Source organism: Georgenia ruanii (genome assembly GCF_009193175.1).
Taxonomy (GTDB): Bacteria; Actinomycetota; Actinomycetes; order Actinomycetales; family Actinomycetaceae; genus Georgenia; species Georgenia ruanii.
In genome coordinates this window covers 1-21,103 of sequence record NZ_VUKE01000017.1, presented here as the reverse complement: position 1 = coordinate 21,103, position 21,103 = coordinate 1, and the positions used below count along the sequence as shown (strand labels likewise).

The 21,103-nt window shown below is 75.7% G+C and carries 24 protein-coding genes and 1 tRNA gene; 12 read left to right on the top strand and 13 right to left on the bottom strand.

The window, feature by feature from the left end:
- Positions 1 to 8: 8 nt before the first annotated feature.
- Together GD880_RS15620 and GD880_RS15615 are read left to right on the top strand one after the other, a co-directional pair.
- Positions 9 to 332, top strand: coding sequence for a type II toxin-antitoxin system VapB family antitoxin (locus GD880_RS15620; protein ID WP_152232547.1), 324 nt, complete (start codon positions 9 to 11; stop codon positions 330 to 332).
- Positions 333 to 351: 19 nt separating this feature from the next.
- Positions 352 to 972 carry a LytR C-terminal domain-containing protein gene (locus GD880_RS15615; protein ID WP_193314554.1) on the top strand — a complete coding sequence of 207 codons (621 nt, stop codon included), beginning with the start codon at positions 352 to 354 and terminating at the stop codon, positions 970 to 972.
- Positions 973 to 1,095: 123 nt separating this feature from the next.
- Here the strand turns inward: GD880_RS15615 and GD880_RS15610 are convergent, their stop codons facing one another.
- The gene (locus GD880_RS15610; protein ID WP_152232621.1) at positions 1,096 to 2,442 is read right to left on the bottom strand and encodes a uracil-xanthine permease family protein; all 1,347 of its coding nucleotides are present in this window, start codon (positions 2,440 to 2,442) and stop codon (positions 1,096 to 1,098) included.
- Positions 2,443 to 2,575: 133 nt separating this feature from the next.
- Between GD880_RS15610 and GD880_RS15605 the strand changes: the two genes are divergently transcribed.
- From GD880_RS15605 to ribA, 3 genes are all read left to right on the top strand, one after another.
- The gene (locus GD880_RS15605) at positions 2,576 to 2,950 is read left to right on the top strand and encodes a DUF4190 domain-containing protein (RefSeq protein ID WP_152232545.1); all 375 of its coding nucleotides are present in this window, start codon (positions 2,576 to 2,578) and stop codon (positions 2,948 to 2,950) included.
- 132 nt (positions 2,951 to 3,082) lie between these two features.
- Positions 3,083 to 3,820, top strand: coding sequence for a glutamine amidotransferase (locus GD880_RS15600; protein WP_152232544.1), 738 nt, complete (start codon positions 3,083 to 3,085; stop codon positions 3,818 to 3,820).
- 141 nt (positions 3,821 to 3,961) lie between these two features.
- On the top strand, positions 3,962 to 5,338 hold the full coding sequence (ribA, locus tag GD880_RS15595) for a GTP cyclohydrolase II (protein ID WP_152232543.1): 1,377 nt from the start codon (positions 3,962 to 3,964) through the stop codon (positions 5,336 to 5,338).
- Positions 5,339 to 5,350: 12 nt separating this feature from the next.
- On the opposite strand, the gene GD880_RS15590 is transcribed toward ribA, so the two are convergent.
- The 3 genes from GD880_RS15590 to GD880_RS15580 are packed head-to-tail and all read right to left on the bottom strand — an operon-like array spanning position 5,351 to position 7,751.
- On the bottom strand, positions 5,351 to 6,400 hold the full coding sequence (locus GD880_RS15590; RefSeq protein WP_226909715.1) for a glycosyltransferase: 1,050 nt from the start codon (positions 6,398 to 6,400) through the stop codon (positions 5,351 to 5,353).
- A complete protein-coding gene (locus tag GD880_RS15585; RefSeq protein ID WP_152232542.1) occupies positions 6,400 to 6,780 on the bottom strand; it encodes a 6-pyruvoyl trahydropterin synthase family protein in 381 nt (126 codons plus the stop codon). The genes GD880_RS15590 and GD880_RS15585 overlap by 1 nt, the downstream gene beginning before the upstream one ends.
- Positions 6,780 to 7,751: a zinc-dependent alcohol dehydrogenase gene (locus GD880_RS15580; protein ID WP_152232541.1), complete on the bottom strand. Its 972-nt coding sequence runs from the start codon at positions 7,749 to 7,751 to the stop codon at positions 6,780 to 6,782. Before GD880_RS15580 ends, GD880_RS15585 begins: the two co-directional genes overlap by 1 nt.
- Positions 7,752 to 7,845: 94 nt before the next feature.
- Here GD880_RS15580 and GD880_RS15575 point away from each other — a divergent pair, with 94 nt between their 5' ends.
- Together GD880_RS15575 and GD880_RS15570 are read left to right on the top strand one after the other, a co-directional pair.
- A complete protein-coding gene (locus tag GD880_RS15575; protein ID WP_193314553.1) occupies positions 7,846 to 8,694 on the top strand; it encodes an HAD family hydrolase in 849 nt (282 codons plus the stop codon).
- Positions 8,691 to 9,875, top strand: a complete 1,185-nt coding sequence (locus GD880_RS15570) for an MFS transporter (RefSeq protein WP_152232539.1) — start codon at positions 8,691 to 8,693, stop codon at positions 9,873 to 9,875. Before GD880_RS15575 ends, GD880_RS15570 begins: the two co-directional genes overlap by 4 nt.
- Before the next feature lie 64 nt (positions 9,876 to 9,939).
- Here the strand turns inward: GD880_RS15570 and GD880_RS15565 are convergent.
- The 3 genes from GD880_RS15565 to GD880_RS15555 all read right to left on the bottom strand — a co-directional run bounded on the left by GD880_RS15565 (position 9,940) and on the right by GD880_RS15555 (position 12,124).
- Positions 9,940 to 10,025, bottom strand: a tRNA-Ser gene (locus GD880_RS15565).
- A 93-nt stretch (positions 10,026 to 10,118) separates the two neighbouring features.
- Positions 10,119 to 10,832: a type 1 glutamine amidotransferase gene (locus GD880_RS15560; protein WP_152232538.1), complete on the bottom strand. Its 714-nt coding sequence runs from the start codon at positions 10,830 to 10,832 to the stop codon at positions 10,119 to 10,121.
- Complete coding sequence (locus GD880_RS15555; RefSeq protein ID WP_152232537.1) at positions 10,829 to 12,124, bottom strand: Mur ligase family protein; 1,296 nt, start codon at positions 12,122 to 12,124, stop codon at positions 10,829 to 10,831. Before GD880_RS15555 ends, GD880_RS15560 begins: the two co-directional genes overlap by 4 nt.
- 180 nt (positions 12,125 to 12,304) lie before the next feature.
- On the opposite strand from GD880_RS15555, the gene GD880_RS15550 reads away from it, so the two are divergent.
- A complete protein-coding gene (locus GD880_RS15550; RefSeq protein ID WP_152232536.1) occupies positions 12,305 to 12,886 on the top strand; it encodes a protoglobin domain-containing protein in 582 nt (193 codons plus the stop codon).
- A 62-nt stretch (positions 12,887 to 12,948) separates the two neighbouring features.
- Here GD880_RS15550 and GD880_RS15545 read toward each other — a convergent pair whose 3' ends face one another.
- Positions 12,949 to 14,088, bottom strand: coding sequence for an FAD-dependent oxidoreductase (locus tag GD880_RS15545; RefSeq protein WP_226909714.1), 1,140 nt, complete (start codon positions 14,086 to 14,088; stop codon positions 12,949 to 12,951).
- Between the two features lie 94 nt (positions 14,089 to 14,182).
- On the opposite strand from GD880_RS15545, the gene GD880_RS15540 reads away from it, so the two are divergent.
- Positions 14,183 to 15,031 carry an NAD-dependent protein deacetylase gene (locus GD880_RS15540; protein WP_152232619.1) on the top strand — a complete coding sequence of 283 codons (849 nt, stop codon included), beginning with the start codon at positions 14,183 to 14,185 and terminating at the stop codon, positions 15,029 to 15,031.
- A 187-nt stretch (positions 15,032 to 15,218) separates the two neighbouring features.
- Here the strand turns inward: GD880_RS15540 and GD880_RS15535 are convergent, their stop codons facing one another.
- The 4 genes from GD880_RS15535 to GD880_RS15520 form a co-directional block, all read right to left on the bottom strand.
- Positions 15,219 to 15,485, bottom strand: a complete 267-nt coding sequence (locus tag GD880_RS15535) for an acylphosphatase (protein ID WP_152232534.1) — start codon at positions 15,483 to 15,485, stop codon at positions 15,219 to 15,221.
- An 84-nt stretch (positions 15,486 to 15,569) separates the two neighbouring features.
- Positions 15,570 to 16,043 (bottom strand): hypothetical protein, encoded by a 474-nt coding sequence (locus tag GD880_RS15530; RefSeq protein ID WP_152232533.1) that lies wholly within the window; start codon positions 16,041 to 16,043, stop codon positions 15,570 to 15,572.
- Between the two features lie 83 nt (positions 16,044 to 16,126).
- A complete protein-coding gene (locus GD880_RS15525; protein ID WP_152232532.1) occupies positions 16,127 to 17,395 on the bottom strand; it encodes a sensor histidine kinase in 1,269 nt (422 codons plus the stop codon).
- Positions 17,392 to 18,072 carry a response regulator transcription factor gene (locus GD880_RS15520; RefSeq protein WP_152232531.1) on the bottom strand — a complete coding sequence of 227 codons (681 nt, stop codon included), beginning with the start codon at positions 18,070 to 18,072 and terminating at the stop codon, positions 17,392 to 17,394. Before GD880_RS15520 ends, GD880_RS15525 begins: the two co-directional genes overlap by 4 nt.
- A gap of 206 nt (positions 18,073 to 18,278) precedes the next feature.
- Between GD880_RS15520 and GD880_RS15515 the strand changes: the two genes are divergently transcribed.
- Complete coding sequence (locus GD880_RS15515; RefSeq protein WP_152232530.1) at positions 18,279 to 18,797, top strand: hypothetical protein; 519 nt, start codon at positions 18,279 to 18,281, stop codon at positions 18,795 to 18,797.
- A 41-nt stretch (positions 18,798 to 18,838) separates the two neighbouring features.
- Here GD880_RS15515 and tadA read toward each other — a convergent pair whose 3' ends face one another.
- The gene (gene tadA / locus GD880_RS15510) at positions 18,839 to 19,270 is read right to left on the bottom strand and encodes a tRNA adenosine(34) deaminase TadA (protein ID WP_152232618.1); all 432 of its coding nucleotides are present in this window, start codon (positions 19,268 to 19,270) and stop codon (positions 18,839 to 18,841) included.
- 149 nt (positions 19,271 to 19,419) lie between these two features.
- Between tadA and upp the strand changes: the two genes are divergently transcribed.
- Together upp and GD880_RS15500 are read left to right on the top strand one after the other, a co-directional pair.
- The gene (gene upp, locus GD880_RS15505; protein WP_152232529.1) at positions 19,420 to 20,055 is read left to right on the top strand and encodes a uracil phosphoribosyltransferase; all 636 of its coding nucleotides are present in this window, start codon (positions 19,420 to 19,422) and stop codon (positions 20,053 to 20,055) included.
- A gap of 16 nt (positions 20,056 to 20,071) precedes the next feature.
- A complete protein-coding gene (locus GD880_RS15500; protein ID WP_152232528.1) occupies positions 20,072 to 20,836 on the top strand; it encodes a trans-aconitate 2-methyltransferase in 765 nt (254 codons plus the stop codon).
- Positions 20,837 to 21,103 lie beyond the last annotated feature (267 nt).

Here is a 21,103-nt window from a genome sequence, read left to right as displayed (position 1 = left end):
TCGTGGCCGTGATGTTCAAGGCCGTGGGCGACGGGCGCCCCTATCCGGAGCACGGGCTCACCACGCCCCGGGACTGGGCCGGCATCCCCCCGCGGCAGGTGCGGCTGGACCAGCTGGTCACCACCAAGAGCCAGCTCGACCTGCGCTCGCTGCTGTCGTCGGACTCGACCTTCTACGGCGACCTGTTCGCCCACGTCGTCTCGTGGCGCGGCACCCTCTACCTGGAGGACGGCCTGCACCGGGCGCTGCGCGCGGCTTTGCAGCAGCGCCTCATCCTCCATGCCCGGATCCTCGAGCTCGACGAGGCGGGGCACCCGGTCGCGTCGTCCTGACTCCACTACCGTGAGTGCTGTGACAGCCACCGCCACCGACGAGGCCGCGCGGCAGCAGGCGCTGCGCCGCCGGCGCCTGCAGCAACGCCAGACCGTCATCTTCGGCGCGCTCATCGCCGTGCTGCTCGTGGTCGGGCTCGTTGCGGGGCTGATGTGGGCCGGGGCGGTGCCCGCACCGTTCACCCGGCAGTTCTCCAGCGCCAGCCCGAGCGAGGCGCAGATCGTCACGCCGTGCCCGCCGGAGGGCGCGACCCCGGTCCCCTTCTCGGAGGTCCTGGCCAACGTCTACAACGGCACGGACCGCGGCGGCCTCGCCGGCGAGACCGGCCAGGCACTCGGCCAGCTCGGCGTGGTCGTCAACCAGCAGGCGAACTGGCCGCAGGGCGCCTACGCCGAGGCGGTGCAGATCGTCGTCGGTCCGCTCGGCGTCGCCGCCGGGTACTCCCTGGCGCGGGTCTTCCCCGGCGCCGTCGTCAGCCTCGACTCCTCCCGTGGCGACGAGACGGTGGACGTCGTGCTGGGGGCCAAGTACGACAAGATGCTCGCGCCCGACCAGATCGCCGCGCTCGACCCCTCGGCGCCGCTGCAGGCGCCGGCGGGCTGCACGCCGGTCGAGGCGCCCACGCAGGCGCCGGCCTGACCCTGCGCCGCGGCCCCGGGGCGCGCAGCCGGACTGGCGTTCTGGCTGCGAGCGGAGTGGCGTACTGGCTGCGACCAGGACGCCACCCCGGCCCCCGAAGGGCGGGGGCGAGGCGCCCGGCGCTCAGCGGTCCCGGTGCAGCGCGCCGTCCTCGAGCTCGGTGCCGGCGGGGGCCGACGCCGGGCTGGCGGCCTCCTGGACGGTGCCGCGGGCCCGGGCGATCTGGCGCATGACGTGGTAGACCACGAGCGCCGCCGCCGAGCCGAGCGCGATGCCCTCGAAGCGCATGTCGCCGACCACCCAGGTGAAGTTCGCGATGCCGATGACCAGGGCGATGGCGGCGGTGTTGAGGTTGACCGGGTCGGAGAAGTCCACGCGGTTCTGGACCCAGATGCGCACGCCGAGCATGCCGATCATGCCGTAGAGGACGGTCGCCGCCCCGCCGAGGACCCCCGGCGGGATGGTGTTGACCACCTCGCCGAACTTCGGCGACAGGCTCAGCAGGAGCGCCACGAGCCCGGCGACCAGGTAGGCCGCCGAGGAGTACACGCGCGTCGCCGCCATGACGCCGATGTTCTCTGCGTAGGTGGTCGTGCCGGACCCGCCGCCGGACCCGGCGAGGACGGTGGAGACGCCGTCGGCGAAGAGGGCGCGGCCGGTGACGTCGTCGAGGTTCCTGCCGGTCATGGCGCTGACGGACTTCACGTGGCCGACGTTCTCGGCGATGAGGACGAGGACCACGGGCAGGAACAGGCCCAGCGTGGCCGGCTCGAAGTGCGGCGCGGTGAACTCCGGCAGGCCGACCCAGGGCGCCGCGCTGACCTTCTCGAAGGTCACCTCACCGCGCAGCGTCGCGGTGGCGTACCCCACGAGCACGCCGAGCAGGATGGACAGGCGGCCGAGCAGCCCCCGGAACAGGACCGTGACCAGCACGATGGCCGAGATGGTCACGATCGCCGTGACCGGGGCCTTCTGGACGTTGCTCCAGGCGGCGGGCGCGAGGTTGAAGCCGATGAGCGCCACGATCGTGCCGGTCACCGCCGGCGGCATGACGATGTCGATCCACTTCGCGCCGCCGAAGTGGACCACGACGCCGATGATGGCGAGCAGCACGCCGACGGACACGATGCCGCCGAGCGCGGAGGGCCTGCCGAACAGGTCGGTGGCCGCGCCGATCGGGGCGATGAAGGCGAAGCTCGACCCCAGGTAGCTGGGCACCCGGCCGGCCGTGATGACGAGGAAGAGCAGGGTGCCGATCGCGGAGAAGAACAGCGTCGTCGACGGCGGGAAGCCGGTGATGAGCGGGACGAGGAACGTCGCGCCGAACATGGCGACGACGTGCTGCGCCCCGATGCCGATGGTGCTGGGCCAGCTCAGCCGCTCGTCGGGCGCGACCACCTCGCCCGCACCCAGGTGCCGGCCGTCGCCGTACAGCTTCCAGCCGCTGAAACGTTTGCGTGCCGCGTCCATGACGCCCTCCCGATGCTCGTGGATCCCCGCGCCCTCAGTTGCTGGGGCCACGGCTCGGGTGGTCAGGATATCCCGTCAGAGTGAGGGGCACGCGCGCCGTGCCACGCTGGCCGCCAGGAGGGAGGGACGCCCGATGAAGAAGGCAACCCCCGGAGGCCCCGCCGGCGGCCGGCCCGACGACGACGACGCGCGCCCACCAGCCGGAGACGACGCGCCGTCGGACCAGGGGGCCGCCGCGTTCCCGGGTGCGGCACCGGACCCGGTGGCCGTCGCCGCGCTCGCCCTGGGGCTGCTTGCCGTCGTGCCGTTCGTCGGCATCGCGGCGATCGTGTGCGGGCACCTCGCGCTGCACCGCGCCACCCCGGCCGGGCACGGCCGCGCCATGGCGGGCCTGGCCCCCGGGCACGCCCGGGAGGGGCGGGGCCTGGCCGTCGCCGGCCTCGTCCTCGGGTACGCGCTGACGGCGCTGTGGACGGTGCTCGCCGGGCTCCTGCTCGCCCGGGCCTGACCCGGTGAGGGGCGGCGGGGAGGCCACCGCCGCCAGGCGCCAGCCGGGAGAGGCGGTCGCGTGGCAGGCGGCCCTCGTGGCCAGGAGGCCCGCGCGCCGGGGGCCCGCCGGGCCGGGCTACCCTTCGATGCCGTGAAGCCCTTCCTGCTCCTGGCCACGCGGCCGGAGGACGCCGCCGCGGACAGCGAGTACGAGGCGTTCCTGCGCTACGGCGGACTGGAAGAGCGCGAGCTGGTGCGCATCCGGCTCGACGCCGCCCCGCTGCCGCCCATCGAGCTCGCCGACTACTCGGGCGTCTTCGTCGGGGGCAGCCCGTACACCGGCTCCATCCCCCTCGAGCACAAGAGCGACACCCAGCGCCGGGCCGAGGCGGACCTCGCCGGGCTGCTCGACGTCGTCGTCGCCGAGGACTTCCCCTTCCTGGGCGCCTGCTACGGGGTCGGCACCCTCGGCCGCCACCAGGGCGCGCTCATCGACGGCACGTACGCCGAGGAGATCAGCGCGCCCGCCATCGAGCTGACCGAGGCCGGGCGGGCCGACCCGCTGCTCGCCGACCTGCCGCCGGCGTTCCGCGCGTTCGTGGGCCACAAGGAGGCGATGACCTCCCTGCCTGAGGGGGCGGTGCTGCTCGCCACCTCCGCCACCTGCCCGGTGCAGATGTTCCGGGTGCGGCAGAACCTCTACGGCACCCAGTTCCACCCCGAGCTGGACGTGCCCGGGCTGCTCCAGCGCATCCGCATCTACCGCGACGCGGGCTACTTCCCGCCGGGCGAGCAGGCCCGCGTCGAGCAGATGGCCCGAACCGCCGCCGTGGACGGCTCCCCCAACCGCATCCTGCGCACCTTCGTCGAGCGGTACGCCCGGGACTGACCCGGCACGCCCGCGACCGACCCGCCGCCCGGCACACCCGCGACCGACCCCTGCGCGCCCCCGGGCAGCGGGCAGCCCCGCAGGTGAGACGCGTGCCCGTCGCCGCTGCCCGGAGCCGTGCTCATGTGCCAATCTGTGCGGATGACCGACGCCGAAGTCCACGTCCTCACCCGCCGGGTGGTGGCCACCACCCTGCCCACCGCGCACGGCACCTTCCAGATGCTGGGCTACGACGGCGCGGCCGGCCTCGGCCACGTGGCGCTCGTGCTCGGCGACGTCGCCGCGGAGACCCTCGACGACCTCGCGCCGCTGGTGCGGGTGCACTCCGAGTGCCTCACCGGCGACGCGCTCGGCTCGCGCCGGTGCGACTGCGGCGAGCAGCTAGACGCCGCCCTGCGCGAGATCGCCCGCGAGGGCCGGGGCCTGGTCATCTACCTCCGCGGCCACGAGGGGCGCGGCATCGGCCTGCTCGCCAAGCTGCACGCCTACGCGCTGCAGGACGAGGGCGTGGACACGGTCGACGCGAACCTCCGGCTCGGCTACCCGGCCGACGCCCGCGAGTACGACGACGCCGCGGCCATCCTGCGCGACCTCGGCGTCGCCCGGGTCCGGCTGCTGTCCTCCAACCCGGACAAGGCGACCAAGCTCACCGACCTCGGCGTCGAGGTCGTCTCCCGCCAGGCCCTCCCGGTGGCCGACCGGCCGGAGAACGCCTTCTACCTGACCACCAAGCGGGTGCGGATGGGGCACGACAGCCTGGCCGCCGCCCCCGACGCCTGGTCCGAGCTGATCGCCGGGCGGGTCCCCGCGGCCGCGGTGGCCGGGCTCGACACCGTGCTGCTCGACCGGTACGGCCCGCTGGTGGCCGCCGGCCCCCGCCTCACCATCGGCCAGCTGGGTCAGAGCGCCGACGGGTTCATCGCCGCGCGCAGCGGGGACGCGGAGTTCGTCACCGGCGCCGACGACCGCGAGCACCTGCACCGGCTGCGCGCGCTCGTCGACGCCGTCGTCGTCGGCGCCGCCACCGTGGTCGCCGACGACCCGCGGCTGACGGTGCGCGCCGTCACCGGCGTCTCCCCGGTCCGGGTGGTGCTCGACCCCAGCGCCCGCGTCCCGGCCGGCAGCCGGGTGCTCACCGAGGCCGACGCGGCGACCCTGTGGTGCGTCGGGCCCGACGCCGGCGTGCCGGGCGGCCTGGCGGGGCACGTCGAGGTGGTGCGCCTGCCGGTCGGCCCCGACGGGTTCGCGCCGGCGACCGTGCTGGCCGCGCTGCACCGGCGGGGGCTGGGGCGGGTGCTGGTCGAGGGCGGCGGACGGACGGTCTCGTCCTTCCTCGCCGCCGGCCGGCTCGACCGGCTCTTCCTCACCACCGCGCCGCTGCTCATCGGCGACGGCGTGCCAGGCATCCGCTTCACCGGCTCCGACCGGCTCGCCGACGCGCTGGCGGCCCCGGTGCGCCGGTTCGTGCTCGGGCCGGACATCTGCACGGAGTTCGACCTGTCGGCGGCGCCCGTCTGAGAAGCCGCCGGTTCAGCCCAGCGCGCCGAGAACCTGCGCGGCGGTGAGGTCCCAGCCGGGCAGGCGCGGCCGGCGCGCCCGGGCGGCGTGGGCCCACGCCTCGCGCAGGGCGGGCGTGGTCAGCCAGGCGCGCAGCGCGGACGCCAGCGCCGCGGGATCTCCGGGGGGCACCGCGGCGCCCGGCGCCGCGCTGCCCGCTTCCGCGCCGGCCGCGCCGGCCGCGAGCGCCTCGACCGCCCCGGTGCCGGCCCCGACGACGGCGGGCACCCCGTGCGCCAGCGCCTCGAGCACCACCAGGCCGAAGGTCTCCGTGCGCGAGGGCAGCACGAGCAGGTCCGCCGCGGCCCACTCCGCCTCGAGGGTGGCCCCGACCTTGGGGCCGGTCACCACTGCCCGCCCGGTCAGCCCCGCGGCGGCGAGCTCGGCGCGCACCGCGGCGGCGTACCCGGGATCGGCGTCGGTGGGGCCGACCAGGCGCGCCGTCCAGCCCAGGTCGGGCAGCCGGGCCAGCGCGCGGACGAGGGTGAGCTGGTCCTTCGTGGCCGTCAGCGCCGCGAGCGCGAGCAGGCGCGGCGGCCGCGAGCCGGCGGCGAGGGGCGCGGGCCGCGCGCCGGGCGGGGCGACCCGTGCCGCCACCCCGTAGCGGCGGGCGACCTCGGCCGCGGCCACGGCGCTGGGGCACACCACCGCCGAGGCGGCCGCCAGCGCGGCGCGCTCGTCGCGCACGCGACGCTCCCGCTCGGCCGGCGCGAGCCCGACCTCGGCGGAGGGCAGCATGTGCAGGAGCACCGCCACCGTGCGCCCCGCCGCCACGGCCGCGGCGACCTCCGCCGGCGCGGCGCACGCGACGATGGCGTCGGCGAGCGCGACCGGGGCGGAGAGCGCGGCCGCCAGCGCGGCGCGGTCCGCCGCCGTGGGCTCGGGCCAGCGGCCGGGCACGGCCCGGACCTCGACCGGCACGCCACGCTCGCGCAGCGCCGCCACGAGCTCGCGGTTGTAGGTGTTGCCACCGCTGGGCCCCTCGGCGGCCCAGGTCACCAGCGCCGGCGCAGAGGGAGGCACTAGCGCAGGTCGAGGGTGTAGCTCGCCCACGCGTCGGGGTGCTCGCGCAGGGTGACCTCGAGCTGGGAGTACACGCCCACGGGCAGCTTGACCGCCACCCGCTCGGCCACCAGGCGGGCGAGGGTCTCGGTGGTGGTGAGCACCCCGGTCAGCTCGGGGTGGGCGTCGAGGTTGGTGTAGTCGAGGTCCGCCAGCGCGTCGCGCAGCAGCCCGTTGGCCTCCCCGATGTCCATGACGATGCGCTCCGGGCCCAGCTCCGCGCGCGAGATCGCCATCTCGACGACGAACGTGGCGCCGTGGAGCTGCTGGGCGGGGCCGAAGGCCGGGTGGGGCAGGGAGTGGGCCACCATGATGTGGTCGCGGACGGTGAGGCGGAACATCAGTCTCCTTCGGGGTAGGTGACCACCTGGCACAGCGCGGTCGGGTCGTCGGCCAGGGCGGCCATGGTCGCTGGCAGCCGGCTGAACGGGGCCCGCCCGGTGAGGAAGGCGTCGAAGGCGGGGTCGGCGAGCAGCCCCAGCGCCAGCGCCAGCCGGTCCGCCGGGGTGCGGCGGGCCCGGCGGGCGGCGGCCACTGCGCCCACCTGGCTGGCGCGGATGCGCAGGCGCCGGGCGTGGAAGGCGGCGCCCAGCGGCACCCGCGGGGCGCGGGTGCCGTACCAGGACATCTCGACGAGCTCGCCCTCCGCCCCGAGCAGCTCCAGGCCGCGGGCCAGCCCGGCCTCGGAGGCGGAGCAGTGGATGACCAGGTCGCACTCCCCCGCGGCGTCGTCGGGGCGCCGCCAGGTGACGCCGAGGGCGTCGGCGAGGGCGGCGCGGGCGGGGTTGACGTCGACGAGCTCGAGGCGCCCGAGCGGGAAGGTGCGCAGCAGCGCGGCCACCGCCCCGCCCACCATGCCGGCCCCGATGACCGCCACCCGGTCCCCCAGCCGGGGCGCCGCGTCCCACAGGGCGTTGACGGCCGTCTCCACGGTGCCGGCGAGGACGGCGCGGTCGGAGGGCACGTCGTCGGGCACCGGGACCAGCGCGGTGACGGGCACGACGTAGCGGTCCTGGTGGGGGTGCAGGCAGAACACCCGCCGGCCGACCAGCTCGGTCGGGCCGGCCTCGACGACGCCGACGCTGAGGTAGCCGTACTTGACCGGGCCGGGCAGGTCGCCGACCTGGAACGGGGCGCGCATCGTGGCGGCCACCTCGGCCGGGACCTCGCCGCGGTGGACGAGCAGCTCGGTGCCGCGGCTGACGCCCGAGCGCAGCGTGCGCACGATCGCCTCGCCGGGCCCGGGGTCGCGCTCGGCCTCGGCCCGCAGCTCACCGTTTCCGGGCCACGTCGTCCAGTAGGCGGTCCACATGGGCCCGATTGTGTCGTGCCCGCGCCCCGCCGCCACCTGGATGGCGAGGGCGCCCGCCCCGATACGGTGGGCGGAGCCGACCAAGGAGTGCCGCATGGACCTGCCCGCCGAGCTGCCCAGGGAGCTGCTGGGCGTGCGCGCGATCGCGTTCGACGTCGACGGCACCCTGGCGGGCGCCGACCACCGGGTCAGCCCGCGGGCGCTGCGGGCGCTGGCGGCGCTGCACGAGGCCGGGATCGAGCCGATCATCGTCACCGGCCGGATCGTCGGCGCCGCCACCGAGATCCTCGCCGGGGCGGGCGTCGACGGGTTCGCCATCGCCTCCAACGGCGCGGTCGCCGTCGACACGCGGCTGGCCGAGCCGCTGCACACGGCGGTGATGACGGCCGCCGACGTCGAGGCGGTCGTCGCGTTCGGCCTCGCCGCCGCCGTCGAGCCCCTGGTGTTCACCGCCACCGACATGGTGGTGGCCGAGGGCAGCGTCGCCTACCCCTACCTCGTGGGCGTCCACCCCGACGAGGTGACCCGCATGGTGCCGCTGGCCGACCTGCCCCGCGAGGGGGTGACCAAGGCGATGCTCTTCGGCGCCGCCGAGCGCCTCGACGAGATCGACGGCGCCGTGCGTGCGGCCTTCCCGCGGGCGGTGCGCTCGATGGACAACGTCTTCGAGCTCGGCCCCGCCGGCGCGGACAAGTGGGTGGCGCTGCGGGCCATCCTCCGCCGCCTCGACGTCGCCCCCGAGCACGTCGCCGGCCTGGGCGACGGCGAGAACGACGTGCCGTGGCTCGGTCAGGTCGGCTGGCCGGTCGCCATGGCCAACGCCCGCCCGCCGGTCAAGGCCGTGGCCCGCCTGGAGATCGGCCACCACGGCGAGGACGCCGCCGCGGCGTTCGTCGAGGCGCTGCTGCGGGCGCGGGCCGCGGCCGCCCGGGGCGCGGCGTGACCCCGGAGGTCCGGCGGGCCCGGGGCGCCGTCGCCGCCGTCTTCCTCACCAACGGCGCCCTGTTCGCCAACCTCATCCCGCGCTACCCGCAGATCAAGGCCGACCTCGGCCTGAGCAACGCCGCCTACGGCACCGCGCTGGCCGCCTTCCCCGCCGGCGCGCTGGTGGCCGGGCTGCTCGCCGGGGCCCTCATCGCCAGGTTCCGCTCCTCCCGCGTCGCGACGCTGGGCATCGTTGTCCTCGCCGCGGCGCTGATGGCGGTGTCGGTGGCGCCGACGGCGCTCGTCCTCGCCGTCGTCCTCTTCGTCGCCGGCGGGGTGGACGCGATCGTCGACGTCGCGCAGAACGCCCACGGGCTGCGCGTCCAGCGGCTCTACCGACGCTCGATCGTCAACTCCTTCCACGGCCTGTGGAGCGTCGGCGCGGTGGCCGGCGGGCTCATGGGCGCCGCGGCCGCCGGGCTCGCGGTGCCCCTGCCGCTGCACCTGGGCGTCTCCGCGGTGCTGTTCGGCGCCGTGGCGCTGGTGGCGGCGCGGTTCATGCTGCCGGGCCCGGAGGACGCCGAGCGCGAGGCGCCCGCGCCCACGCCCGGCGGCGGCCGGCGCCGGGTCTCCCGGACGGCGGCGACCGGCCTCGCCGTCCTCGGCGTCCTGGCGATCTGCGGGGCGCTGGTGGAGGACGCCGGCAGCTCCTGGGCCGCGGTGTACCTCTCCGGGTCGCTGGGCGCGGACGCGGCGACCGCCGGCCTCGGGTTCGTGGCACTGTCGGTGGCCATGACGGTCGGCCGGCTCACCGGCGACCGCGTCGTCGACCGCTTCGGCCAGGCCACGGTCGGGCGCGCGGGCGGCGTGGCCGTGGCGCTGGGCATGGGCCTGGCCCTCGCGGTGCCGAGCGTGGGCACCACCCTGGCCGGGTTCGCCCTCGCGGGCCTGGGCGTCGCCACCCTCATCCCCGGCGCCATGGCCGCCGCCGACGAGCTGCCCGGGCTGCCGCCCGGGGCCTGGCTGACGGTGGTGAGCTGGCTGCTGCGCATCGGCTTCCTCGCCTCCCCGCCGCTGGTCGGCCTGGTGGCCGACGCCGCGGGGCTGCGGGTGGGCCTGCTCACCGTCGTCCTCGCCGGGGCCGGGATGGTGCTGCTGGGCGGCCACCTGGCGCCGCGCCGCCCGCTGGCGCACCTCTGAGGCACGGCACCAACGGCGAACGGCCCGGACCTGGGACTTCCCAGGACCGGGCCGTTCGCACCGGCGGTAGCGGTGGGATTTGAACCCACGGAGGCTGTTAACCTCACACGCTTTCGAGGCGTGCTCCTTAGGCCGCTCGGACACGCTACCTCGCCGAGTGATGCTACCTGCCGGTCGGCGGGCCTCCCAAACCGGCGCCGCGTGCCGTGGGTCACGCGACGTGCCGCGGGGACGCCGGCGCCCTCAGCGCGGGCGCCGCATCGCCACCCGGCGCGAGAGCGCGGCGAAGCGGTCGGCCGTGCCCGCCAGCGGCTCGAGGTCGCGGTGGACGGCCCGCTCGATGAGCAGGTCGGCGACCGCCGGGTTCTTCGGCAGCAGCGGCCCGTGGAGGTAGGAGCCGATGACGTTGCGGTGCACCGCCCCCTCGGTGCCGTCGCGCCCGTTGTTGCCCGCCCCCCGCACCACCGTGGCGAACGGGCGCACGCCGTCGCCGAGGAAGGTCTGGCCGCTGTGGTTCTCGTACCCGACGACGTCGCCGAGGTCGGGGTGGCGCACCACCACGTTGCCGATGAGGCGCCGCGGCCCGGCGCGGGTCTCGAGGTCGAGCAGGCCCAGGCCCTCGATGACCCGCCCCTCCCCGGTGCGGAAGAACCGGCCGAAGAGCTGGTACATCCCGCAGATCATGAGCATCGGGGTGCCGCGCGCGGCCAGCTCGGCCAGCCGCGGGCCGAGCGCGTGCAGGTCGGCGTGGATGCGGTCCTGGCCGGAGTCCTGCCCGCCCCCGCCGACGAGCAGGTCGGCGTCGGCGGGGAAGGGGTCGCCCGGGTTGTACTCGGTGACCGTCACCGGGAAGCCGCGCCACTCCAGCCGTCGGGCGAGGGTGAGGACGTTGCCCCGGTCGCCGTAGACGTTCATGTCCCGGGCGTAGAGCCACACCACCCGCACCGGGCGGGTCATGCGAACGCCTCCACCGTCGTCAGGGCGGAGAGCCGACGGCGCAGCGCCAGCATGGCGGTGTAGGTGCAGTAGACCCGCATCGGCCGGTCGCCGCTGGCCTCGAGCAGGTGGTGCAGCGCCCCGGACAGGTCGCTGGTCACGTGGCCGACCCGCACGCCGTCGTAGGCCAGGCGCAGCGCCATGTCGAAGGCGCGGATGCCCGTGACCTCCTGCACGCCCTCGTCGCGCAGGCTGGTGAAGTCGACGTCCCAGAGCCAGCTGGTGTCGCGGCCGTCGGCGTGCTGGTCGTTGATCGCGATCATCGTCGCGTGGCCGGCGGCGGGGAAGGAGCGCAGGCTCAGCCGGAACCCGCCGGGGTTCTTCACCAGCACCAGCTCCAGCGGGCGGCCGTCGACGAGCAGCTGCTCCCCGCGCCCGAACGCCGGCCTGACGGCGCCGAGCGCCTCGACGAGCCGGGGGGCGGGGGCGCCGTCGCCGGCGATGACCCGGGCCAGCTCGAGCGCCGCGGCGGCGTTGGCGAGGTTGTGCACCCCGCGCACGTGCAGCCGGGTGCGGTACGTCGCGCCGGCGACCGAGAAGGAGGCCGCCGGGTCGACCTCCCCGTCCCCGGTGTCGTCGAAGTCGTCCAGCGTCACGTCGGCGGCCTGGTCGGGAGTGGCGACGGCGGGCGCGGCGCCGTAGAGGTCGTCGTCGGAGGGGAAGGTGGGGCGCACCTTGCGGCTCAGGCCGAAGTACCGGGCCCGGGTGGTGGTGGGCAGGTGCGCGGCGAGGTGGGCGACGCGCGGGTCCTCCCGGTTCAGGACGACGGTGTCGGAGGTGGCGTCGGCGATGCGCTCGAGCAGCCGCGCGGTGGTGTCGATCTCCCCGAACCGGTCGAGCTGGTCGCGCATGACGTTGAGCAGCAGCGTGTAGCGCGGCGCGACCTCCTGGACGAAGCGGGTGCCGTGCGCCTCGTCGAGCTCGAGGACGGCGACGTCGGCGTCGAGCCGGCCGTGCCGGTCCACGGCGCCGAGGAGCGCCGCCACGACGCCCCGGGAGTAGTTGCTGCCGGTGCGGTTGGTGAACACCCGCAGCCCCTGGCTCTCGAGCAGCTCGGTGACCATCTTCGTCGTGGTCGTCTTGCCGTTGGTGCCGCTGATCACCGCGACCCCGCGGGGCAGCTGCGCGAGGGTGCGGCCCATGAAGCCCGGGTCGAGCTTCTCGACGACCAGGCCGGGCAGCGCCGTGCCGCCGCCCCGCAGCCGCGCGACCGAGCGCACCGCCTTGCCCAGCACCACGACGTACCGGCTCATCGCTCACCCCGGGGTTCTCGGCGACCTCGGCCCTGCCCATTGTTGACACACCGGCGCGCCCCGCGCACGCCCCGCGTGCCTGCGCCCGGCACGTGGGCGGGGCCCGCGCCACTCGCCCTTCAGCCGCCACCCCCTCCGGACGTACCGTGGATTCTCCTGACGAGGACGCGGGAGGACACCATGAGTGAGACGACGATCGCGGGTTACGACTACGGCCGGGTCGGCCCTTCACCGGTGGGCAAGGACGACCTCGACGCCCTCAAGGCGGCGGTGCTGTTCGGGCCCGAGGACGAGGCCGCCCTGCGGCGGGCGGGCGAGGTGCTGGGGGAGCAGGTCGAGGCGATCCTCGACGTCTGGTACGCCTTCGTCGCCGCGAACCCCCCGCTCGTCGCGGCGTTCGGCGGCCCCGAGGGAGAGCCGGTCACCACCTACCTCGACCGGGTGCGGCCCCGCTTCGGGCAGTGGATTAAGGACACCTGCCTGCGGCCGTACGACGAGGCCTGGCTCGCCTACCAGGAGGAGATCGCCGAGCGCCACACCCCGGCGAAGAAGAACAAGACCGACCACGCCCCCTCGGTCGACCACGTGCCGCTGCGCTACCTCATCGCGCTGATCTCCCCGATCACCCTCACCGTCCGGGACTTCCTCGCCCGGGGCGAGCGCCCCGCGGCCGAGGTCGACGCGATGCAGGAGGCCTGGCGCAAGGCGGTCATCCTTCAGGTCGCGCTGTGGGCGCGGCCGTACGCCCCGCAGCTGTGGTGAGGCGCCGCCAGGCACGCTGAGCCGGCCCTGCACGGGTCCCGGCCATTGAGCGAGGCGCGGGCTCAGCGACCCAGCACGTGCTCGCGCATCTCGGCGCCGGCGGCGAAGCGGGCCAGCGAGAAGCTGGCGACGTCGTCGTCCGGGGTGCGCCCCTCGGCCAGGTCGGCGAGCATCGGGCCCATGAGGGCGGAGAACTTGAAGCCCTCGCCGCTGTCGCCGCACGCGACGACGACACCGCCGGGCAGGGTGTCGAGGATGAAGCGGCCGTCGGGCGAGAGGGTCCAGGAGCACACCTGCGCCTCCAGGGCCTGGGGCGCGAGCGCGGTGAGGTCGCGGCGCACGCGGGCGACGACCTCCTCGACGAGCGCGGCGTCCGGGGTGCGGTCGGTGTCACCGGGGAGCAGGTCGCGCAGGTGCCGGTCCAGGCCGAGCTTGTAGCCCACCCCCGGGGTGGGCATGGCGTAGAGCCCGGGCTCCTCGGCGCGCGGGCCGTCGAACAGGCACGGGAGGTCGTCCGCCGCGTGCGGGTGGGCGGGGTCGCCCACGTGGACCACCTGCTCGAGGCGGGGGCGCAGCGGCAGGTCGACGCCGAGGCCGGCGAGCAGCGGGCCGGCGCCCGGCCCGGGGGCCAGGACCACGGTGTCGGCCTCGAGGATGATGCCGTCCTCGCAGGCCACCGCCACGCCGCGGCTGGTCGTGGTCACCTCGCGGACGACGGCGCCGACGATCAGCTCGCCACCCGCCGCCGCGAACAGCTCGGCCTGGGCCCGCAGCGACTCCGCGGCCAGCACCGGACCGGCCTCGGCCTGCCACACCGCCGGCCGCCCGTCGGGGCGCAGGCCGGGGAAGAGGCGGGCGACGTCGTCGGGCTCGATCACCTCGTGCGGGACGTCCTCGGCCGCGAGCGCCGAGGTGACGGCGGGGAGGGAGACGTCGTCGCGCCAGAGCAGCCCGCGGCGCAGGAAGACCTCCCGGCCGCTGCGGGCGGCCAGGCGCTCCATCGCGTCGACGCTGCGGCGGGCGAGGCGGACCCGCAGCGGGTCGGGGTGGGTCAAGCGCCACAGCCGGGTGGGCCCGGAGGAGGAGCTCAGCGGGTTGCCGACGCCGTACCGGTCCAGCAGGACCACCTCGTGCCCCCGCCCGGCCAGCTCGGCCGCCGCCGGCAGGCCCCAGGCTCCCGCTCCCACCACGATGCTGCGCATGCCCACGATCATAGGAGCGGCCTGGGGGGCGAGAACGTAGCCTGTCCGGGTGACCGGACGTGACCTTCCCGCAGCGCCGGCGCCCCCCGCGGCGGTGACGTGGACGTCCGCGCCGGCGGCCACGTCCGTGCTCGACGACGTCCTCGACGTCCTCGAGGGGCGCCGCCTCGCCGTCCTCACCGGCGCGGGCATCTCGACCGACTCCGGCATCCCGGACTACCGCGGACCGGACTCCCCGCCGCGCAACCCGATCACCTACCAGCAGTTCGTCGGCGACTCGCGCTTCCGGCGCCACTACTGGGCCCGCAACCACGTGGGCTGGCGGCACATGCGCCGCACCGAACCGAACGCGGGGCACCGGGCGCTGGCGCGGCTGGAGGCGGGCGGCGTCGTCGTCGGCGTCATCACCCAGAACGTCGACCTGCTCCACGAGGCCGCCGGGTCCCGGCGCGTGATCGACCTGCACGGGCACTACAACGAGGTGGTGTGCCTGAGCTGCGGTCGGGTGATCTCCCGGGCGCGGATGCACGAGCGGCTGACCGCGCTCAACCCCGGCTTCCTCGAGTCCGTCACGGAGGTGGCCGACGTCGAGATCGCCCCGGACGCCGACGCCGTCATCGAGTCCACGGAGGGCTTCCGTGTGGCGGCGTGCGAGGCGTGCGGCGGGATGCTCAAGCCGCACATCGTCTACTTCGGCGAGAACGTGCCCAAGCCACGGGTCGCGGCGGCGTACGACCTCGTCGACGAGGGCGAGGCGCTGCTCGTCGCCGGCTCCTCGCTCGCCGTGATGAGCGGGCTGCGCTTCGTCCGGCATGCCGCGAAGACCGGCAAGCCGGTGGTCATCGTCAACCGCGGCGCCACCCGAGGCGACGCGCTCGCCACGGTCAAGCTCGAGGCCGGCACCTCCGAGACGCTCAGCGCGTTGGCGCAGGCGCTGGCCTGAGGCGCTGGCCCGGGGTGCTGGCCCAAGGCGCTGACCCAAGGCGCTGTGCTCGCCCGGCGCCCGGCGGGCTCAGACCACCCGCCAGCGACGCGGCGATGGTGCCCCGCTCCCCAACCGTCCAGGTCACGTACGGACGAGACGATCTCCTCATCGGTGAGCGGGCGGACCCTCCACCCCCACCACGGGCTCAGAAGGTGTCGAAGCCGCCCTCCCCCTGCGGCTCCTCCACCGTGACGTCCACCCGGGTGACCTGGGCGGCGCGCGGACCGTCGTTGAGCCAGGCCAGCATGCGGTCCACGGCCACCGTGTCGCCCTCCACCACGACCTCGACGGTGCCGTCGTCGCGGTTGACGGCGAACCCGCCCAAGCCCAGCCGTTCGGCCTGCGCCTGGCAGGAGAAGCGGAACCCCACCCCCTGCACGAGGCCGTGGACGATCGCGCGCCGCCGGATCACGGTCCCAGTGTGCCCGCGGCGACGGCGCGGCGCGTCTCGGCACGGGGAGCCGGCGTGCCGACCGGCGAGCCGACCGCGGCGTCGTCAGGAGTCGTCCGACTCGTCCTCGTCCCGGTCGTGGTGGTGCCGGTGGCCGTCGTGGTGGCTGTCGTGCTCGTCGCGTTCCCGCCGGTCGTGCTGCCATGACTCGTGGTCGTCGTCGTCGCCGCGGGTGTCCGCGTCGCGGGCGTCCGGAGTCCCGACGGCGGACGCCGCCCGCCCGCCGTCGTCGCCGTCACCCCCGGACGCCGCCCGCCCGGTCCTTCCGCCGGCAGCGCCGGGGCCCGCCGTCGTCCCCGCCGGTCCTGACCGCTTGAGCGCCGCGGCCTGGGCGAGCAACGTCTCGACGGAACCGCGCAGCTCGACCGTCGTGGGCGTCGTGGGCGCCGGGGCCGAGGAGTGCGACGTCGTCGCGGCGCCGGTGTCCCACCAGCCCGCCTGCTCCAGGGTCACGGCGCCGGCCCCGGCCACCGCGGCGAGCGTGGCGACGGCGAGGACGGTGCGACTGCTTCTGCTCACGGCTCCTCCTCAGCGCGGCGGCACGTGGCCCCACCCTCGCCGCTGCCACGTGAGCGGCGCGGCAACGCGACGCTAAGGCTCGGTTAAGCCAGCCGAGGCAGCTCGAGGACGACCCGCGCCCCGGTGGCCGGGTGCTCGAGCAGGAGGCGCCCCCCGGCGCGTTCGGCGGTGGTGCGGGCGACGTCGAGGCCGAGCCCGGTGGACCCCGTGCCGCTGCGACCCCGGGCGGCGAGGTCGCCGATGGGGAAGCCCGCGCCGCGGTCCTCCACGGCCACCCGGACGAGGTCCCGGGCCGCGGTGACGACGAGGGCGAAGGCGGTGCCGTCCTGGGTGTGGGTGAAGACGTTGTCCACCAGCGCATCCAGCCCGGCGCCGAGGTCCGCCGCGGAGAGGCCGACCATCAGCGCCTCGCCGGGCGCGTCCACCCGCAGCTCGCGCCCCTGGTCGGTGGCCAGCAGCCGCCAGAACCGCGCCCGCTCCCGCGCGACGGCGACGGCGTCGCACCGGGCGGCCGGGGCGTCCTGGACGCCCTGCCGGGCCGTGCGGATCACCTCGTCGACGGCGCTGACCAGGTGGTCCACGTGCCCGGCCAGCCGCTCGCGGTCGTTGCGGTCGGCGAGCAGGTCGACGTCGAGGCGGAGGGCGGTGATCGGGGTGCGCAGCCGGTGCGAGACGTCGGCGACGACCTCCCGCTCGGCGGCGAGCAGCCCGGCGACGCGGGCGCCCAGGCCGTTGAGCACCCGCCCCACCGAGGCGACCTCGGGCGGCCCGGACGGCTCGACGCGGGCAGACAGATCGCCGTTGCCGAGGCGGTCGGCCACCTCCGAGAGCTCCAGCACCGAGCGGGACAGGCGCCTGGCGATGAGCCCGCCGGCCAGCGCGGTGGCGCCGAGGAGGACGACGCCGACGCCGGCGAGGAGGAGCCAGGATCGCTGCACGCCCTGGGTGAGCGCGGCATCGGGGACGAAGGTGCGGACCACCGCCACCCCGGTCGGCCCGCCGACGGGCAGGAGCACCTCGACGCCGCCGTTGGTGCGGGCCGTCAGGGCCCGGCCCCGGCCGGCGAGCTCGACGGCGGACGACGGCGCGGCCGGTTCCCCCACCACCCGCCCGTCGGGGAGGAAGACGGTGGTGCGTCGCGCGCCGTCGTTCACGGCCAGGACGGCAGCCTCGAGCTGCGTGGCGTCCTGGCTGCCGGCGGCGAAGACCGCCACGCTCTGCGCGTCCTGCCGGCCGCCGTCGAGCCCGCGCTCTTCCGCGAGGGACCGGGCGAGGAGGCCGAGGGGAACCAGGAAGGCCACGAGCACCACCGAGGTCATGGCGAGCCCGTAGCGGACGAGCAGCGACCTCATGTCGGCGCGACGAGCTTGACGCCGACGCCCCGCACGCGGTGGAGATAGCGCGGGGCCTCCGCGCTCTCCCCGAGCTTGCGGCGCAGCCAGTGCAGGTGGACGTCGACGGTCTTGTCGGCCCCGCCGTAGGGCTGGTTCCACACGTGGCTGAGCAGCTCCCGCTTGCTGACGACCTCCCCGGCCCGCTCGGCCAGGTAGTGCAGGAGGTCGAACTCCTTGGGGCTGAGGTCCAGCGGGCGCCCCTCGAGGACGGCGGAGCGGGCGCGGGCGTCGATGACGAGGGCGCCCACCGTGAGAGGTCCGGGGGTGGCGACGCGTCCCGCCCGGCGCAGCACCGCGCGGATCCTCGCCTCGAGCTGGTCCGCGGCAAAGGGCTTGACGAGGTAGTCGTCCGCGCCGGCGTCGAGCAGGGCGACGACGGCGGCGCCGTCGTCGCGGGCGCTGATGACGATGACCGGGACATCGCAGACGGCGCGGATCATCGCGAGCAGGGCGGCGCCGTCGAGGTCGGGCAGACCGAGGTCGAGGAGGACGAGGTCGGGGCGTCGGTCGACGAGTCGCTGGAGGCCCTCGAGGGCGGTGGGCGACGTCGTCGTGGCGTGCTGATGGGCCGCGAGGGCGCGGACCAGGGCGGTGCGGATCGTCGCGTCGTCCTCGATGATCAGAACATCGGCCACGCATCGACGGTAGGCCGTCGCCGACCCCCGCGGCCCCGTTCGCGCCGCCGTCTCGTCCGGCGGGCGGGCGGGCGGGCGGGTCGGCGGGTGGGCGGGTGGGCGGGTGGGCGGGTGGGCGGGCCAAGTGATCGCGGCCTTCGCCAGGCCTCGGGAACCTTGTTCTCGTCTTAACGTCGGCTTGCCCGGTGTCGGGGCATCATCGCGCCATGACGCCCCGGCCGGTCGCCACCACGCCAGACGCCGCCGCGCCGCGCCGCCGCCGGCGGATGGTCCCGGGCCTCGTCGTCCTGGCCTGGGCACTGGCGGTCGCGGCGGCGACCACGCTGGCGTGGTTGGCGGTCGTGACCATCGGCGGCGAGCACAGCCGGGAGGCCGGCGTGCTCACGCGTGCGGAGGTGTCGGCGGCCCTCGCCGCGCAGGGGCCACTGCCCTCCCCCGCGCCGCCCTCCCCAGCGCCCCGAGCGCCGACCGTCGGGAGCTCACCGGACGCGCCGACCGCCGTGGCGCGGACGTGGGAGACCGACGCCGGCCGGGTTGCGGCCGAGTGCGTCGCCGGCGAGATCGCTCTGCTTTACGCGACGCCCAGCGACGGCTGGAGCGTGGACGTCCGGGACACCGGTCCGGAGCGGGTCAAGGTCGAGTTCTCCAGCGACGAGGACGACGTCGTGCTGTCCGCCCGCTGCAGCGACGGTGTTCCCGAGCACCACGTGCGGTCGAACGACTGACCGAGCGGTCGGGCCCTCGCGGCCCCGGCGGTGGCGACCAGCTAGCGCCGTTCGCCGAAGAAGTCCCGGAGCAGCGCGGCGCACTCCTCCTCACGCACCCCGCCGACGACCTCCACCCGGTGGTTGAGCCGGGAGTCGCGCAGCACGTCGCGCACCGATCCCGCGGCCCCGGCCTTGGGGTCCCAGGCGCCGAGCACCACGCGGGCCAGGCGCGCCAGCACGATCGCGCCGGCGCACATCGTGCACGGCTCGAGCGTGACGACGAGCGTGCAGCCCTCCAGCCGCCAGGTGCCCAGGGCCGCGGCGGCCTCCCGCACGGCGAGGACCTCGGCATGGGCGGTGGGGTCGCCGTCGGCCTCCCGGCGGTTCCGCCCCCGGCCGATGACGGCGCCGCCGGGGTCCAGGACGACGGCGCCGACCGGCACGTCCCCGCTGCCCAGCGCGTCGCGCGCGAGGTCGAGCGACTGCCCCATGGCGGCGTCGAGGGCGGGGTCGACGACGACGTGGCGGCGCGGACGGGTGGTACTCACCGGGTCATCATGTCAACCGCCCCGGCGGGGACCGGCGCGGCGGGCGGCGGCTGCGCCGACGCGTCCCTCACGGTGGACGATAGATTCAAGCCATGCGCCTGCACGTCGCGGACCACCCGCTGATCGCCCACAAGCTCACCGTCCTGCGCGACAAGAGCACGGAGTCCCCGACCTTCCGGCTGCTCGTCGACGAGCTCGTCACCCTCCTGGCCTACGAGGCCACCCGTGACGTGCGCGTGGAGCAGGTGCAGATCGAGACGCCGGTCGCGACGACCGTGGGCATCCACCTGGCAGCGCCGCGGCCCATCGTCGTGCCGATCCTCCGTGCCGGGCTGGGCATGCTCGAGGGCATGACGCGCCTGCTCCCGACCGCCGAGGTCGGGTTCCTCGGCATGCAGCGCGACGAGACAACCTACGAGGCGATCACCTACGCCAACCGGTTGCCCGAGGACCTCTCCGGGCGTCAGTGCTACGTCCTCGACCCGATGCTCGCCACGGGCCACACCCTCATCGCCGCGATCAACTACCTGCTGGAGAAGGGCGCGCGCGACGTCACCGCGATCTGCCTGCTCGCCGCGCCGGAGGGTCTCCGGACGCTGGACGAGGCGGTCGGGGAACGCGGGGACGTCACGATCGTGACCGCCGCGGTCGACGAGCGCCTGAACGAGCACAAGTACATCGTCCCGGGACTGGGTGACGCGGGCGACCGCCTCTACGGCGTCGTGTGACCGCGGCCCTCGGCAGATGCACACCTGGGACCCCGACCGGTACCTGACGTATGCCGACGAGCGCGGCCGGCCCTTCCTGGATCTGATCGCCCGCGTGGACGCGGCGGACCCGCGGCTGGTGGTCGACCTCGGCTGCGGACCTGGGAACCTCACCTCGCTCCTCGCGCGTCGGTGGCCCGGCGCGGAGGTCATGGGCGTGGACTCCTCGCCCGACATGGTCGCCGCCGCCAGGGCTGGCGGTTCCGGTGTGCAGGTGGAGCTCGGCGACCTGCGGACGTGGGAGCCACCCGCCCCGGTCGACGTGCTCGTCTCCAACGCGGCCCTGCAGTGGGTTCCTGGTCACCTCGAGCTGTTGCCCCGACTGGTCGGCCACCTCGCTCCCGGCGGCTGGTTCGCGTTCCAGGTGCCAGGCAACTTCGCCGAGCCCAGCCATGAGATCTACCGTCAGATGGGCGCCGAGGAACCGTACGTCGATCATGTGCGAGGAGTCGCCGAGCCCGACGCGCACGGTGCTGCCGTGTACCTGCGACGGTTGCAGGACCTGGGCTCCACGGTAGATGCCTGGGAGACGACCTATCTCCACGTGCTGACCGGCGAGGACCCGGTGTTCACGTGGGTCAGCGGCACTGGGGCCCGGCCCACGCTGCAAGCCCTGCCGGATGACCTGCGGCCGGGCTTCGAGGCGGAGTTCCGCCGCCGGCTCCGCGTGGCGTATCCCTCCGGGCCGCACGGGACAGTTCTGCCCTTCCGACGGGTCTTCGTCGTCGCCCGGGTGCCCTGAGCCCGGACGACGGCGCCGCCTGAGCCAGGCGGTCGCCGTTGCCACGGTTGTTCTGGTGATCGCCGGGCGCCGGTGTGCCGGGCGGGCCTCGGGACGCTTCCTTTGCCGGGCGTCGGGGTGCCGTCGCGGCATCCTGCCGACGTTGGTCAGTAGGTGGGTGGGTCGAAGGTGTCGGGCGGGATGGGGATGGTGGTGCCGGTGATGTCGCGGCGGTAGGCGTGGCCGGAGGGGGTGCGCCATTCGAAGACGCCGGGGGTGGGCTGGCGG